Source organism: Komagataeibacter melomenusus (genome assembly GCF_013155395.1).
Taxonomy (GTDB): domain Bacteria; phylum Pseudomonadota; class Alphaproteobacteria; order Acetobacterales; family Acetobacteraceae; genus Komagataeibacter; species Komagataeibacter melomenusus.
Genome location: NZ_JABJWC010000023.1, coordinates 1 through 15570, shown reverse-complemented (window position 1 = coordinate 15570; position 15570 = coordinate 1). Strand labels below are relative to the sequence as shown.

11 protein-coding genes and 1 riboswitch are annotated in these 15570 nt (G+C 65.8%); of the genes, 5 read left to right on the top strand and 6 right to left on the bottom strand.

Annotated features, from left to right (window positions below; genetic code table 11):
• Positions 1 to 35: 35 nt before the first annotated feature.
• Positions 36 to 1556: an anthranilate synthase component I gene (gene trpE, locus HNW77_RS10005; protein ID WP_172157345.1), complete on the bottom strand. Its 1521-nt coding sequence runs from the start codon at positions 1554 to 1556 to the stop codon at positions 36 to 38.
• A gap of 53 nt (positions 1557 to 1609) precedes the next feature.
• A complete protein-coding gene (locus tag HNW77_RS10000) occupies positions 1610 to 3544 on the bottom strand; it encodes a peptidylprolyl isomerase (RefSeq protein WP_172157292.1) in 1935 nt (644 codons plus the stop codon).
• 263 nt (positions 3545 to 3807) lie between these two features.
• On the opposite strand from HNW77_RS10000, the gene tpiA reads away from it, so the two are divergent.
• From tpiA to kdsA, 4 genes are all read left to right on the top strand, one after another.
• On the top strand, positions 3808 to 4551 hold the full coding sequence (gene tpiA, locus HNW77_RS09995) for a triose-phosphate isomerase (protein WP_172157291.1): 744 nt from the start codon (positions 3808 to 3810) through the stop codon (positions 4549 to 4551).
• Between the two features lie 37 nt (positions 4552 to 4588).
• Complete coding sequence (secG, locus tag HNW77_RS09990; protein WP_110569213.1) at positions 4589 to 4882, top strand: preprotein translocase subunit SecG; 294 nt, start codon at positions 4589 to 4591, stop codon at positions 4880 to 4882.
• Positions 4883 to 5010: 128 nt separating this feature from the next.
• On the top strand, positions 5011 to 6645 hold the full coding sequence (locus tag HNW77_RS09985; RefSeq protein ID WP_172157290.1) for a CTP synthase: 1635 nt from the start codon (positions 5011 to 5013) through the stop codon (positions 6643 to 6645).
• Positions 6642 to 7490, top strand: a complete 849-nt coding sequence (gene kdsA, locus HNW77_RS09980) for a 3-deoxy-8-phosphooctulonate synthase (RefSeq protein WP_172157289.1) — start codon at positions 6642 to 6644, stop codon at positions 7488 to 7490. The genes HNW77_RS09985 and kdsA overlap by 4 nt, the downstream gene beginning before the upstream one ends.
• 131 nt (positions 7491 to 7621) lie before the next feature.
• Here the strand turns inward: kdsA and HNW77_RS09975 are convergent, their stop codons facing one another.
• The 4 genes from HNW77_RS09975 to HNW77_RS09960 all read right to left on the bottom strand — a co-directional run bounded on the left by HNW77_RS09975 (position 7622) and on the right by HNW77_RS09960 (position 13435).
• Positions 7622 to 8701 carry a glycosyltransferase family 4 protein gene (locus HNW77_RS09975; protein ID WP_172157288.1) on the bottom strand — a complete coding sequence of 360 codons (1080 nt, stop codon included), beginning with the start codon at positions 8699 to 8701 and terminating at the stop codon, positions 7622 to 7624.
• Between the two features lie 43 nt (positions 8702 to 8744).
• Complete coding sequence (locus HNW77_RS09970) at positions 8745 to 9905, bottom strand: hypothetical protein (protein ID WP_241694391.1); 1161 nt, start codon at positions 9903 to 9905, stop codon at positions 8745 to 8747.
• Between the two features lie 183 nt (positions 9906 to 10088).
• A complete protein-coding gene (locus HNW77_RS09965) occupies positions 10089 to 11036 on the bottom strand; it encodes a homoserine O-succinyltransferase (RefSeq protein ID WP_172157286.1) in 948 nt (315 codons plus the stop codon).
• Positions 11037 to 11081: 45 nt separating this feature from the next.
• Positions 11082 to 11189, bottom strand: a riboswitch (SAM-I-IV-variant riboswitch).
• 110 nt (positions 11190 to 11299) lie between these two features.
• A complete protein-coding gene (locus HNW77_RS09960; RefSeq protein ID WP_241694390.1) occupies positions 11300 to 13435 on the bottom strand; it encodes a putative bifunctional diguanylate cyclase/phosphodiesterase in 2136 nt (711 codons plus the stop codon).
• Between the two features lie 518 nt (positions 13436 to 13953).
• Here HNW77_RS09960 and HNW77_RS09955 point away from each other — a divergent pair.
• Positions 13954 to 15402: a phosphomannomutase gene (locus HNW77_RS09955; protein WP_172157341.1), complete on the top strand. Its 1449-nt coding sequence runs from the start codon at positions 13954 to 13956 to the stop codon at positions 15400 to 15402.
• Positions 15403 to 15570: the final 168 nt, after the last annotated feature.

Genomic DNA, 15570 nt, shown 5'->3' with positions numbered 1-15570 from the left:
CATCCTATCATGTACGCCCCTGCTATCAAATCGCCTTATGCGCCATCATCCGTGGCAAAACGCACCGCCTCCTCCGCCGCGCGGAACAGGGCGCGGGCTTTCTGGCGCGTTTCCTCATATTCCGCCTCGGGCACGCTGTCGGCCACCACGCCGCAGCCCGCCTGCACGTACATCCGTCCCTCCTTGACCACCGCCATGCGCAGGCCGATGCAGGTATCCATGTCGCCATCGGGGCCGAAATAGCCGATGCACCCGGCATAGGTTGCCCGGCGCGTCGGCTCCACCTCATCAATGATTTCCATGGCGCGGATCTTGGGCGCACCCGTCAGCGTGCCGGCGGGGAAACCCGCCATCAGCGCATCAAGAGCCTCCAGCCCCGGTCGCAGCGTGCCCTCCACGTTGGACGAGATATGCATGACATGGCTGAAGCGTTCGATCACGAACTTCTCGGTCACCCTGACCGAACCGAGTTCGCACACCCGGCCCACATCGTTGCGGCCAAGGTCGATCAGCATCAGGTGCTCGGCGCGTTCCTTGGGGTCGGCCAGCAGTTCCGCCTCCAGCGCCAGATCCTCTGCCGTGGTGCGGCCGCGCGGGCGGGTACCGGCGAGCGGGCGCACGGTCATCATGCCCTCGCGCAGGCGCACCAGGATCTCGGGCGATGAGCCGACAAGGCTGAACCCGTCCAGGTCGAGATAGAACAGGAAAGGTGCGGGGTTGATGCGCCGCAGCGCGCGGTACAGTGCAAAGGGCGGCAGGGTGAAGGGCGCACTGAAGCGCTGGCTCGGCACGATCTGGAACGCGTCCCCCGCCGCGATGTAGTCCTGCAGCCTGCGCACGATATCGCAGAACGCCTCACGCGACAGCGTGGATTGCGGCACCGGCGCCTCGATCGCGCCGGTGGGCGCATCAGGCAGTTCCACCGGGGTGGACAGGGCCGCGCGGGCCTGCTGCAGGCGGGCCTGCCCTTCTTGCCATATCGCCTCGGGCGTGACACCGGGCCGGGGGCGCAGCGGGCTTGCCAGCAGCAGTTCGTCACGCACGGTATCGAATATGGCGAACAGGCCGGGACGGATCAGGATGCCCTCGGGCAGGTTCAGGTCATCGGCGGGCATGTCGGGCAGGTGTTCGACCTGGCGCACCATGTCATAGCCGAGATAGCCAAACACCCCGCCGGTCATGGGCGGCAGGCCCTCGGGCAGGTCGATGCGGCTTGCGTGCAGGATGCGCCGCAGCGAGACCAGCGGGGCCTCGGCCTCGGGCGTGAAGACGTGGGTGGGCGCTGCCGGGTCGTGGCACACGCTGGCCCGGCCATCATGGCAGCGCCAGATCAGGTCGGGCAGCAGGCCGATGACCGAATAGCGCCCGCGCGAGGTGCCACCTTCAACACTTTCGAGCAGGAAGGCGTTATGCCCGCCATTGCCGCCGCCATGGCTGCGCGCCAGTTTTGACAGCCGCAGGAAGGCCGCGACCGGCGTGAGCAGGTCGGCAGGCTCGACGCGCCACGCCACACTGGCCTGCCCCGCCCCCAGCCGGGCCAGCGCCGCATCACGCATGGCCACGCCATCAGCCTGATGGAGGGAGGAACCAAGGGCGGCTGCCTGTGCGCTCACTGTGCTGCTCCCGCATTCTGATGGCCGGTCACTTCCGCCATGACCGCCTGAATGGCACCGTTATTGGGCTTGGGCTTGACGATGCCCTCAAGCGCCGCGCCATAGCTCATTTCAATATCATCGCCCATCGACTGGCCCAGCCCGGCACGCACCTGGTCATACAGGTTTTTCTGGGTGGCGGGATCGGGGTGATTGATGGCGGTCAGCGTGGCCACGACATATGCATCGCCCGCCTGCGTCATGACACTCTGCCCCGGCTGCGACAGGCGGAAGATCAGGGCCGCCACCTCACGCGGGATTTCGGGCGCGGGCTGCATGGGCGAGATCGGCTGGCTGTGCTCAAGCCCGGCAATGGCGGGGCTGACATGGCCAAGCCCGCCCTGGGCCGCCGCCTGCGTGTAATAGGCGGTGGCCTGCTGGTCCGCCATGTGCCGGCGCGCGGCTTCCTGCCACGCGGTGGCCACCTTCGGCCCGGCCTCGGCCAGGGTCTGCACATGGCCCGCCGTTACGCCATCAACCGCAACGGCGTACCACACGCCATCAGGCCCCTGCACCAGCTCGGGGTTCGCGCCCTTGGCCTGCGAAAACACACGCGCGATGATCGCCTGCCGCGCGGCATCGCTGCCGGGAACGGGGGCGGGCGTGCCCTCATGGGTCTGGCCCTGCGCATCCAGATCACCCGAAACGGCGGTGGCGCCAAGATCGGCTGGAATGGAATCAAGGCCGCCGCCTGCAATCGCATCCTGCAGCTTCTGCACCCGGTCAGGCAGCAGCGCCTGGGCGCGTTCATGCGCCAGCCTGTCGTGCAGGGCCTGCTTCACCTCATCAAAGGGTGTAACATGGGCGGCAGCGATGCTGGTGACGCGAAAGACCACCCAGCCGCCTTCGCTCCTGATGGGGCCCTGCGTTGCATCGGCGGGGGCAGTGAAGATCTGTTTGCCCAGATCGGCCGAGGGCACGTCGCTCATCTTGATGCCCGGCAGTTCCACCGCCGCCGCGTCCTTGCCCGCGTTTTTCTGCACGCCCGCCCAGGCGCCGCCATCCGTCCACTGTGCGGCGAGCGCCCTGGCGCGGTCCTCGGTCGGCACGGTCACGATCTGCACGTTGCGCCGCTCGGGCTGGTTGAAGGTCTGGGCCTGCGCCTCATAGGCCTGGTGCAGGTCGGCATCGGTCACATCCAGCCGCTGGCCAATCGTATCGGCCGACAGCACCACGATGCGGGCATGACGGTATTCCGGCACGGTGAATTCCCACGGGTGGTTGGCCTGGTAGCGGGCCAGCTGGGCCGCGGTGGGGGTGGCGGTTACGGCCTGCCCGGCAAAGGGCACGCGCACGAGGTCGATGGTGCGGGTCTGGGCCTCGAAGTCGAACACGCGGCGCACCATCACATCGGGGGCGGCCACGCCATCACGAATCGGCTGGAGCAGTACGCGGGAGGCCTGCTCCTGCTGCACCAGCTCGATCAGGCGGCCCTCGGTCATGCCGGTGCGGCGCAGGCGGTCATTGAACAGGGCGCGGTCGAACTGCCCGTCACGCCCCTTGAAGGCGGGGATGGAGAAGATCTCGTCACGCACCACGGAATCGGGCACGATCAGGCCATGGCGGTCAGCCGCCTCGGCAATCTCGGCCTGCAGCATGAGGCGACCGAGCACCTGCTGGGCCACCTGCTCGCGCGTGGCGGCGGGAATTTGCGAGGGGTCGGCAAGGTGCATGGACTGCGCCACCTGCGGCATCTCGGTCTGCAATGCGTTCTGGTAGGTCTGCACCAAGATGGGGCGGTTGCCCACGCGGGCGGCCACGTCGGCACGCTCGGTGCCGATATTGAGCAGCACGTCGCCCACGCCAAACCCGATGAAGGCCAGGAAGAACAGCCCGGCGACGATACGCCCCACCCATGAATCGACAAACACGCGATACAGAAAAGACAGCATGAAAAACCCTGCACCAGGACCAAGACAAAGGCGGACGGATCAGACCCGCGCACCCCGTACGCCGTGCGGGCGGCCCTGTTTTCCGGTCGGGCACCATACGGTCACGGGGGCGGTTTGACCAGCACTAGCATGCATGCGGGCCGGTTGCGCGGTGCGTGCGGGTTGCAACGCCGCGACAGCCGTGGTGTAGGCTTGGCGCCATCATCGCCATGCCCCGTGCCGCCCGCAGGCCGCACGACCGGGCCATGGCCAGGAGGGGAAACATGAAACAGATCATTGTTGGCAACTGGAAGATGAACGGCCTGAGCGCCGAAGCCGACGCGCTGGTAGCGGGGCTGGCCACGGAACTGGCCGCCCTGCCCACCCGCGCCGACGTGGTGGTCTGCCCGCCCTTTACGCAGCTTGCCCGCCTTGCGCCCGGGCTCAGGGCGGCAGGCATCGCGCTGGGCGCGCAGGACTGCCACAAGGATGCATCGGGCGCGCATACGGGTGATATTTCCGCCCCCATGCTGGTCGACCTCGGGGTGGAATATGTCATCCTTGGCCATTCCGAGCGCCGCGCCGAGCACCATGAGCTTGACGAGACGGTGCGCGAGAAGGCGGTTGCCGCCATGGCCGCCGGCCTGACCCCCATCGTGTGCGTGGGCGAGAATGACGACCAGCGCTCAGCGGGGGATTCGCAGGCTACCGTGGGCTGGCAGCTCGAGGGCTCGCTGCCACAGGGCTTTACCGGCATCGTGGCATATGAGCCGATCTGGGCCATCGGCACCGGGCAGGCCGCATCGCAGCAGGATATTGCCGATATGTCCGCCTTTATCCGCGCCGAACTGGTGCGGCAGTTCGGTGAAGCTGGCAAAACGATCCGAATCCTTTATGGTGGGTCCGTTAACGCACGCAATGTCACCGATATCCTGCCTGTCGAACACGTTGACGGGGCGCTGGTGGGCAATGCCAGCCTGAAGGCCGAGTCCTTCGTGCCGCTTGTCCGCGCCGCCCGCGCATCGTGATTGCCGCGCGGCCTGCGGGGATCTACTGGAAAGACGCATGATTACAGTTCTTCTTCTACTGCACCTGTTCGTCACCATCGCGCTGATCGGCACCATCCTGATCCAGCGCAGCGAGGGTGGCGGGCTTGGAATCGGCGGCTCGCAGGGCATGGGCTCCTTCATGTCCGGGCGCGGCACGGCAACGCTGCTCACCCGCTCGACCGCGGTGCTCGGCACGGCGTTCATGGTGCTCTCGCTCACGCTCGCGGTCATGAACCGCGGTGCCTCGAGCGGCGTTGGCCACGATATCCTGGCCCAGCCGCCCGCGACATCGGCCCCCGCAGGCAAGTAAGCCCGCCCCTTCGGGGCAACGGCTACGGCCCCCGCTCCGCTCCGTGCGGACGGGGGCCTTTTTATTTTTTCACTCAGCCCGCAGGTAGGCTTTGCGCGTAGGCTGCAAGCAGTGTAGGAAGGCCATCCATGACGCGGTTTGTATTCATCACCGGCGGCGTGGTGTCCTCCCTTGGCAAAGGCATCGCTTCGGCTGCCCTTGCTGCCCTGCTCCAGACCCGTGGCTATCGGGTCCGTTTGCGCAAGCTTGACCCCTATCTCAATGTCGATCCGGGGACCATGAGCCCCTACCAGCACGGCGAGGTCTTCGTGACCGACGACGGTGCGGAGACGGATCTCGACCTCGGGCATTACGAGCGCTTTACCGGCGTGCCCGCCACCAAGGCGGATAATGCCACCACGGGGCAGATCTATTCCGGCGTGATCGCGCGCGAGCGGCGTGGCGATTACCTTGGTGCCACCGTGCAGGTCATTCCCCACATTACCGACTCGATCAAGGAAACGATCGTGGCGGATACCGAGGACCTCGACTTCGTGCTTGTCGAGATCGGTGGCACGGTGGGCGATATCGAAAGCCTGCCCTTCCTCGAATCCATCCGGCAGCTGCGCAACGACCTGGCACCTGACCAGACGATGTTCATCCACCTCACCCTGCTGCCCTGGATCGCGGCCGCGGGTGAACTGAAAACCAAGCCCACGCAGCATTCGGTCAAGGAACTGCAGAACGTGGGCATCCAGCCGCAGATGCTCGTCTGCCGCTCGGACCGTGAAATACCGGAGAACGAGCGCCGCAAGATCGCCAATTTCTGCAACGTGCGCCCGCAGGCCGTCATTGCCGCGCGCGATGTGGACACGATCTATGCCTGCCCCATCTCGTACCATGCCGAGGGCATGGACACCGAGGTGCTGCACCATTTCGGCCTGCCGACCGATACGGCGCCCGACCTGTCGCGGTGGGAGAAGATCGTTGACGCCGTGCGCCACCCCGACCGCGAGGTGGTGGTGACGGTGGTGGGCAAATACACCGCCCTGCTCGACAGCTACAAATCGCTCATCGAGGCATTGCAGCACGGCGGCATCGCCAACCGTGCGCGCGTGCGGCTGAACTGGGTCGAGGCCGAGACGTTCGAGAAACCGGATGACGCGGTGGACATGCTGGCCCGCAGCGACGCCATCCTGGTGCCCGGAGGGTTTGGCGAGCGTGGCTCGGAAGGCAAGATCCGCGCCGTGCGCTATGCGCGTGAGAACAACATCCCCTTCATGGGCATCTGTTTTGGCATGCAGATGGCGGTGGTGGAATGCGCGCGCAACCTTGCGGGCATTACCGATGCGTCCTCGACCGAATTCGGGCCGACCGACCAGCCGGTGGTGGGGCTGATGACCGAATGGGCGCGCGGCAACGAACTGCTGCGTCGGCGCGAAGGCGGCGAACTTGGCGGCACCATGCGCCTTGGCGCCTACCCCGCCAAGCTCGCTGAAGGCTCACGGGCAGCCGAGACCTATGGCCGCACCGACATCCGCGAGCGCCATCGCCACCGCTACGAGGTCAACGTACATTACCGCGAGCAACTGGAGAAGACCGGCCTGCGCTTTTCGGGCATGTCGCCTGACGGCATCCTGCCCGAGGTGGTGGAATACCCTGACCACCCGTGGTTCATCGCGGTGCAGTACCACCCCGAGCTGCTGTCCAAGCCGTTTGACCCGCACCCGCTGTTCTCCGGCTTCATCGCCGCTGCGGTGGCACACGCGGCAAGCAAGCGATGACAACGCACGCCACGGTCGATATCGGCACGCTTACGGTCGGCAACGAACATCCGTTCGTGCTGATTGCGGGGCCGTGCCAGATCGAGTCCGCCCAGCATGCGACCGAGGTGGCCGATGCCCTGCAGGGCATGACAAGGCGCCTTGGCATCGGGCTGATCTATAAAAGCTCGTTCGACAAGGCCAACCGCACCTCCATCAACGGGGCGCGCGGCGTGGGCATGGCGCAGGGGCTGGATATCCTCTCGCAGGTGCGCGCGCGTTTCGGCATGCCGGTGCTGACCGACGTGCACCAGCCAGACCAGTGCGCGCCGGTGGCCGAGGTGGCCGATGTGCTCCAGATCCCCGCTTTCCTGTGCCGCCAGACCGACCTTTTGCTGGCAGCCGGCCAGACGGGGGCCGCCATCAACATCAAGAAGGGGCAGTTCCTTGCCCCGTGGGACATGGCGAACGTGGCGGCCAAGGTCGCCTCGACCGGTAATGCGCGCATCATGCTGTGCGAGCGTGGCACGTCGTTTGGCTACAACACGCTGGTCAACGACATGCGTGCCCTGCCCATCATGGCGGGCACGGGCTATCCCGTAATCTATGATGCCACGCATTCGGTTCAGCAGCCCGGTGGCCTGGGTTCGGCCTCGGGCGGGCAGCGGGTGTTCGCGCCCATCCTGGCGCGCGCGGCCCTGGCCATTGGCGTGGCGGGCCTGTTTATCGAGACCCATCCCGACCCCGACACGGCCCCGAGCGATGGCGCGACCATGCTGCCGCTTTCAGCCATGGAAGACCTGCTGGGCACCCTGCTGCGCTATGACCAGTTGACCAAGCAGACCCCGCCGGACGAGATCCTCTGACCACCCTGCCCCTGAGGGAAAGAAGTTTTTGGTGAAGCTTCTTTCAAAAAGCTTCAGAAGATCGCCGCCTTTTTGAAACAAAGGCGGCACCCAAAAACGTTTACTTTTTCGCTTTTAGCCGGTTGACGGCGCTATGCCAGCGCCGCCATGCGCTGCAACACCGCGCTCCCGGCCTGCATGAAGGCCGCCGGGCTGAAATGCCCGGCCACATAGGCCCGCGCCGCCTGCCCCATCGCGGCAAGGCGTTCGGGCTGACGCAGGGCCAGTTCAAGCTTGCCAGCCAGTTCGTGCGGGCGGCGGGGGCGGACATGCCAGCCGCTGACCCCTTCGGTAATGGAATGCGTCATTTCGCCCACGGCGCTGCCGAGCACCGGCAGGCCCATGTTCATGGCCTCGTGGGCGGCGATGCAGAACCCCTCCTGCCGCGAGGGCTGGACATACATATGGCAGCCCCGCAGGAAGGCTGCCGTATCCTCGACATAACCCGCGAAATGCACCTGATCCAGCCCGTGGCGCTGGCAGAAGCCCTGCAGCCGCGCCTGCTCCGCCCCCTCGCCGCCTATGGTGACGGTGTAAGGCGGCAGGCCCGGCACATCACGCAGCGCCAGCAGCGCGCGGAACAGCACATCATACCCCTTGGAGGGATCAAGCCGCCCCAGCGAACCGATCCGCACCCCCTCGCCCGGCTGCCACGGCGCGGCCGGTGCAAGATCAGGATCGATGCGGAAGATGGGCCATGACAGGACCCGATCGGCAGGCAGGCCGAGGCGCTGGCGGGTCAGTTCGGTCACGTAGCCTGAATCGCCCACCCACAACCGGCTGCGGTTGCGCATGAGCCGCAGCAGCGCAAGGTTGGCAGGCTTGAGAAAGGCGTTATGCTGCCAGCTCACCACCGGAATGCCCTGGCGCAGCCCCACAAGCTGCCCGAGCAGGGTCGCGCGGGTGAGCGATGTCCAGATATGGGTCGGGCGCACCGCGCGCACCCAGGCATCAAGCCGGTGCAGCATCAGCGCGTGGGATGATGTATCCTGGGCCAGCACCACCGGCTTCAGCCCGGCCTTGCGCAGGGCGGGCATGGCGCGGCCATTGCGCGGGGAGAGTGCAGCGACATCAACACTGTGCCCGTTGGCGCGGCATACCTCCACGATATCGGGTATGGGCAGGGCAGCGCCACCGCCCTCGAACGTGTTGATGACATAGGCGATCCGCATGACCCTCTCCTCCCACACCGATGGTCATGGGTTCTCTTGGCTTTCAGGCGGCGGATGTTTTACCATGCGAGAGGAAATACACAATGTCCCGGGCGGCGCGGCTGGCCGCACTCTCATTGGGCACGGTGTGGAACGTGGCGGCAAATGCCGCCTGCTGGCGTGGCCCGTAAAGCGCCTGCTGCGCCTGCGCCACGGCGAGCGCATGGGGCAACTGGTCCACCCGGTCGATCACCTGCCCCATGTTCCAGTGGGCATAGCTGGGATTGTCGCGCCATTGCGCCCGGTGCGAATTGAGGAAGATGCATGGTCGCGGCTGGTAGATCCATTCGTAGATCTGGCTGCTGACATCGCCAAGGTAGATGTCGGCCCCGCGCACGTAGGACATGTCGACCGAGTTCGGGCTGCCGGTATCGATCAGGATATGTGACAGGTTGCGGATCTTGTGCGGTATCATCCGCCGCAGCCGCAGCCTGCGGTGCTCGACCGATGTATGCAGGTTGCGCCTGAACAGCATGACATGGGGAGCGAAGATCAGGTTGTAGTCATCCTGCCGCGCAAACCAGTCCAGCACCTCCAGCCCCATGTCCCACCATGAGGACAGGACCGGATCGAAATGCGGGTTGTACAGCACGGTCGGGCGGTCATTATCAAAGAACCGGGGGCGCCTGGACAGGTCAACGATGTCGAATTTGGGGTAGCCCACCACGGCATGCGCATCGGGGCGGATCAGGTTGCCGGCCTGCATGCGCTCGCGCGTCTTTTCACCGGGCAGCAGCACCAGGTCGAAAAACCGCGTGACGTCGCGAAACCCGATGGAGCGGTCGCCCGCGCCGTGGGGGAAGTAGATCAGCTTGATATCAAGCCGGAAATGGCTCTTGAGCAGGGCGGATGTGGTCTCGGGCACCACCAGCGCGTCAAAGCGGGAGAACAGGCGGATATTCTCGCGCAGGTTGGCAATGCGGCGGAACGGCAGGAAGGAACGGGCCACCACATTGATGGCACGCGCGAGCAGGCTGATGTCGATGCGCACGAAGGTTACATTCTGCGCGCAGCCTGCCACCGTGCGGCGCACATGGGCCTCCTGCTCCACCGATGAGGTAATGACCGTCACATCCTGCCCCAACGCGACAAGCTGGCAGATGATGGGCGCCGTATGCGAAACCTGGTGGATACAGTCGTGATTGAACAGAAAGCCGATCTTCATGCCATGCAATGTCATGCCTGTAACTATGTCGGTTTTTTACCGCAATAAAGAGCCGCGGATCATGGCCTTGCCTGTTTCCTAGCATCTCCGGCGACAGGGGAGAATACCCCATCTCGACGCCATTCTTCTTATGGCCTGACGTTTGCGCGAACAGCCATGCCGCCATCACGCATCCGTGTGCCCTCAGGCGCATACCAGTTCGGGATGGCGGCTTTCATGCCCGATGCGCGCGATATCGAACGGCGTGGTCTGGTAGATCTGGTTGATCCAGTTGCCTGCCAGCAGGTGCGCATGCGCGCGCCAGCGGTTGATGGGGCGCAGGGCCGGGTCATCATGCGGGAAGTAGTTGTGCGGCACCGCGATGTCGAGCCCACGCGCGCGGTCACGGAAATATTCATCGGCCAGCGAGGTGGAATCATATTCAAGGTGGTTGAACATGTGCAGCGCGTGGTGGCGCGGGTCGTCGAGCAGGCACAGCCCGGTCTCGGGGCTTTCGGCCAGAACGGTCATGCCGGCATGGCGCGGCAGGTCGGCGCGCCGCACCTCCGTCCAGCGCGAGACGGGAATGGACAGGTCATCGGCAAAGCCCTGCAGGTAGGGCGAGGCCGGTGCCAGGATGCGGTGGTCATACACCCCGAACGCCTTGCGGGCCAGCGCGTGCTTGGGCATGCCATGAAAGTGGTGCACCGCGGCCTGGGCGGCCCAGCAGATGTTGAAACATCGGTGCACGTTGGTCCGGGTCCAGTCGAACACACGGCGCAGTTCATCCCAGTATGTCACCTCGGCAAAGGGCAGGCGCTCGACGGGGGCCCCGGTGATGATGAAGCCATCGAAACGCGCGCCGCGCACATCCTCCCACGCGCGGTAGAAGGAGGTCATATGATCGGCTGAAGCATTACGCGGCACATGCCCGCTCATACGTACCAGCGTGAGTTCCACCTGCAGCGGCGTGGCCCCGATGAGGCGGGCGATCTGGGTCTCGGTGCGGATCTTGTTGGGCATGAGGTTGAGCAGGCCGATGCGCAGCGGGCGGATGTCCTGCCGTATGGCGTCGGTCTCGCCCATCACCATCACGCCCTCGGCTTCAAGCGTGCCGCGTGCAGGCAGGTCATCGGGTATTCTTATGGGCATTGCCACGTCCATCCTCAATTGCGAGGGGCATGACGCGCTACGTGGCATGATCCGCTTGGTTGCCGGCCTGGCCACATCCTCCCTTGCGGGAGCGCCACCTTGCCCGGAACGGCAGGTTGGCGTTGGGCGTCGCCCCAACTCCTGATGCTGGCAGCAGCTTTACGTGTTTTCCGTTACGGTTGCAAGACCATGCAGGCTGGCGCTACGGGCACCGCCGCTCACATCTGCGCCAGCAACGCCTCCCCTGCCCGCGGCCGCTGCCTTCAGGCATGGGTCAGGATGCTCTGGCGGATCATCTCCGATGGCTGCGGGCGGCCAAGCAGGAAGCCCTGCACCTGGTTGCAGCCCAGTTCGTTGAGATGGGCCCACTGGTCTTGTGTTTCCACCCCTTCCGCCGTGATGGGGATGTCCATGCTCTGCGCCAGGCTGATGATGGCGCGGATGATGCCTGCCGCCCCGCGCTCGGGCAGTTCCTGCACGAAGGAGCGGTCGATCTTGATCTTCTGGAAGCGAAACGAGCGCAGGTAGCCCAGCGAGGAATAGCCGGTGCCGAAATCATCCAGCACGATGCTGCACCCGATCTGGCCCAGCCGGTGCAGGATGTCGCGGTTGGTGGCGCTGTTCTGCACAAAAATGTTCTCGGTAATCTCGATCTCGAGCCGCGCGGGGGCAAGGCCGGAACACGCCAAGGCCCCTTCCACAATGCTGAGGAAGCGCGGGTTGCGCAACTGGATGGGCGAGACATTGACCGCAATGCGCACCTGCTCGGGCCAGCCCGCCGCCTCACGGCAGGCGGCGCGCAGCACCCATTCACCAAGGTCGTGGATCAGGCCGTTTTCTTCCGCCAGGCCCACGAACTGGTCGGGCGGGATCATGCCGCGCTCGGGGTGGTGCCAGCGCACCAGCGCCTCGCACGCGCTGATGCGGTTGGCCGGCATGGAATAGAGCGGCTGGAAATGCAGGGTCAGCGCATCATGCGCAATGGCCGCGCGCAGTTCGTTGCCCAGGCGCGCGCGGGTCTGGATTTCATCGCGCAGGTCGGCATCGAAGAACTGGAAGCCGTTGCGCCCGAGCGACTTGGCGCGGTACAGCGCAATATCGGCATGTTGCAGCAGCATTTCGGCATTCTCGCCATCCTGCGGGTACAGCGCGGCACCAATGCTGGCGCCTATGACGATATGGTGCCCGTCAATGATGTAGGGTCTGCTGACGGTCTCGACAATCTCGCGCGCGCGGCCGGTCAGTTCGTCCGGGTCGGGCACATCGGGCCAGATGATGGCAAACTCGTCGCCGCCCAGCCTTGCCACAAGGTCTTCGGGGCGGCTGCAGGCCAGCAGGCGGGCGGAGACCAGCCGCAGCAGCGTATCGCCCGCCGCGTGGCCGTACACGTCATTGACGGTCTTGAAGTAATCAAGGTCGATGCACAGCAGTGTCGCCATCTGCCCGGGCGTGCAGGTGGCCTCGAGCCGGGCGGAGAACAGGGCGCGGTTGGCCAGCCCGGTCAGCGGGTCGTAATGGGCAAGCTGCTCGACGCGGTGCTGGGCGCTGCGCTGTTCGGTCACGTCATCGGCCACGCACATCTCCCACCGCGCGCCGCCACGCTCATCGGTAATGGTGACATGGCGGGTGGCAATGGCGCGCGCCGTGCCATGGTGGTCGCACAGCACCTGCTCGGCGGCCTGCGCGCGCCCTGCCGCACGATTGAGCAGCAGATGGCCGATCTCGTCCGCATCGAACACGTCATCCACCCTGCGCTCAAGCAGCAGGTCGCGGGTGCAGCCCATCATCTCCTCGGCGGCGCGGTTGACCAGAACGGGGTGGTCATCGCGCAGGGAGCGCACGATCAGGGCGGAGGGAATGTTCTCGACAATGGTGTCGATGAACAGCTTGTCACGCAATATGCGCTTATTGGCCCGCCGCAGGTCTTCCGCCGCCGCCTTCAGCCCCGAGGCGGAGGCCACGGCGTGGGAATGCGAGGCGTTGATCAGGTCCAGCGCCGAGCCGGTGCCGTGATAGCGCCCCGCCTTTGTCACGATATAGCCGCGCATGAGGTCGGAGGGCTGGGTCATGAGCGCGCGCGCCGTGAACTCGGCGGCGGGGATATCGGCATCGATCATGACCGGGCGGTCATCCATCAGCAGCGCCACGGGGCGGCGGTTGAACAGCGCATGGCCAAACCGGCCCGATACCTTGAGGAAGAAGGCCTGCCGCTCCACCAGCCCCACCGGCGTGCCTTGCCCGTCCACCACCGCCACGAGCATCAGCGCGGGGTCATTGTGAAACAGCTCGAACAGCCGCTCACCCAGCGCATCCGGCCCGATGACCGGCCCCTTGCAGGCGATATCGCCCATGGTCATGAAGGCCGAAGGGGCTGGCGGGGCGGCGATATCGTTCATCATGCAATGTTCCACAACCATTTCAAAGCGGCGGGCGCCATGCCTGCGCCAGCGTTCACAAAGCGCAGGGCAGCCTGCCCCACCGGCCCGAAAACCGGGGCCGCGGGCAATCGATGTACGGACCCATGACACACGGGCCCATCATGATGACGCAACGCACCGGCAGGCCATATTCATCGTTCCTTAATCACTTCCCCTTCCTCTAGCCGCCGCACCCGCCTGCATGTGTTATGTTTTCGATACATTTTTATTATGCTTTTATGAACAAACCCAAAAAACACAGTACAGACCAGCCACAAATACAATATCCCGCTTCATGCCCTGCGTCCGGGCCGCCTTATTTGCGCCATGCCCCTGCCCCACGCTGGCCCGCGTGGCGGGGGCAAACATGACCCCTGCCGCGACAGGGCACGATTGTTTGTATAAACGCCTGCCCGCGCGCCTGCGTTGTGCAGGCAGGCGCGAAAGCCCGCGCAGGATTGGCCAGGAGCGAGAAAGAACCCATGAAGATAGCCCAGTGGATGCAGCATTCCGGTGTCGCGTTTGGCACGAGCGGCGCGCGCGGCCTTGTCAGCGCCATGAAGGATTCGGTCTGCTTCGCCTATACCGTGGGCTACCTGCGCCACCTCGCCACCCTGGGCGAGTTCGCGCCCGGCACATCGGTGGCCGTGGCAGGCGACCTGCGCCCGAGCACGCCGCGCATCCTGCGCGCCTGTGCGGCCGCGATCCGTTACATGGGCGGCGTGCCGGTCTTTTGCGGTTATGTGCCCACGCCGGCCCTGTGCCTGCATGCGTTCGCGCATGGCATGCCCTCGCTCATGGTCACGGGCAGCCATATCCCGGCGGATCGCAATGGCATCAAGTTCAACCGCGCGCATGGCGAGTTCCTCAAGCCCGATGAGGCGGCAATGCGCGCGCTTGACGTAAGCCTGCCCGAAGGCTGGTTCGATACGCAGGGCACGCTGACCGCCCCCCCCGACCTGCCGCCCGTGACCGATGTGGTGCCCGGCTTCGTGGCCCGGTACCGTGACTTTTTTGGCGCCCATGCACTGGCGGGGCTGAAACTGGGCATCTACCAGCATTCCGCCGTGGGGCGCGACGTGCTGGTGCAGATTGTCGAGGCGCTTGGCGCCACCGCCGTGCCATTGGGCCGCATGGACAGTTTCATCCCCGTCGATACCGAAGCCGTCCGCCCCGAGGATGCCGCCCTCGCCCGGCAATGGGCCGCCGACGGCACGCTCGATGCCATCCTGACCACCGATGGCGATTCCGACCGCCCGCTGCTGGCCGACCGGCATGGCGCGTGGCTGCGCGGCGATGTGCTGGGCATTCTGGCCGCCCGTTTCCTGGCCGCACGTGCCGTGGCCACCCCGGTCAGCAGCAACACGGCGCTGGAGCAGGCTGGCTTTGCCCACACGGTGCAGCGCACGCGCATCGGCTCGCCCTATGTGGTCGCGGCCATGACGCAGGCCGCGCAGGCGGGGCATGAGCCCTCGGTCGGGTATGAGGCCAATGGCGGCTTCCTGCTGGCAAGCCCGGTCACGCGCGGCGGCCGCACGCTCACCGCCCTGCCCACGCGGGATTCCGTGCTGCCCATGCTCTGCGCGCTCGTGGCCGCGCGCGAGGCGGGCACGGACCTGGCCGGACTTGTCGCCGCCCTGCCCCGCCGCTTTACGCTGAGCGACCGGCTAAAGGACATGCCCACCGCGCAGAGCGCCGCCCATATTGCCGCCCTGAGCCATGACCCGGTACAGGGAGCGGACGCGCTGGGCCTGACCGGCGCCTGCGGCGCGCTGGACCATGTGGATGAAACCGATGGCCTGCGCATGACCTTTGACGGGGGCGAGGTCATTCACCTCCGCCCATCAGGCAACGCGCCGGAACTGCGCGTGTATGTGGAGGCCGCAAGCCCCGAACGGGCGGCGCAACTATTGCATACGGGGCTTCAGGCCGTCAGCGCATGGCGCTGAACATGCGGCCCATGCAGGATTGAGGGGGAGGACTGCCTGCCCGGAGCGCAGGGGCTTCCACGCCAGGGCGTTCGGGACCACAATGGGGCCAGCCGTCATGAACCCGAACGCGTGCATGACACCTGTTTTACCCTGCAATGAGCCGCCAGGACCCTCGCATGCCCCCGT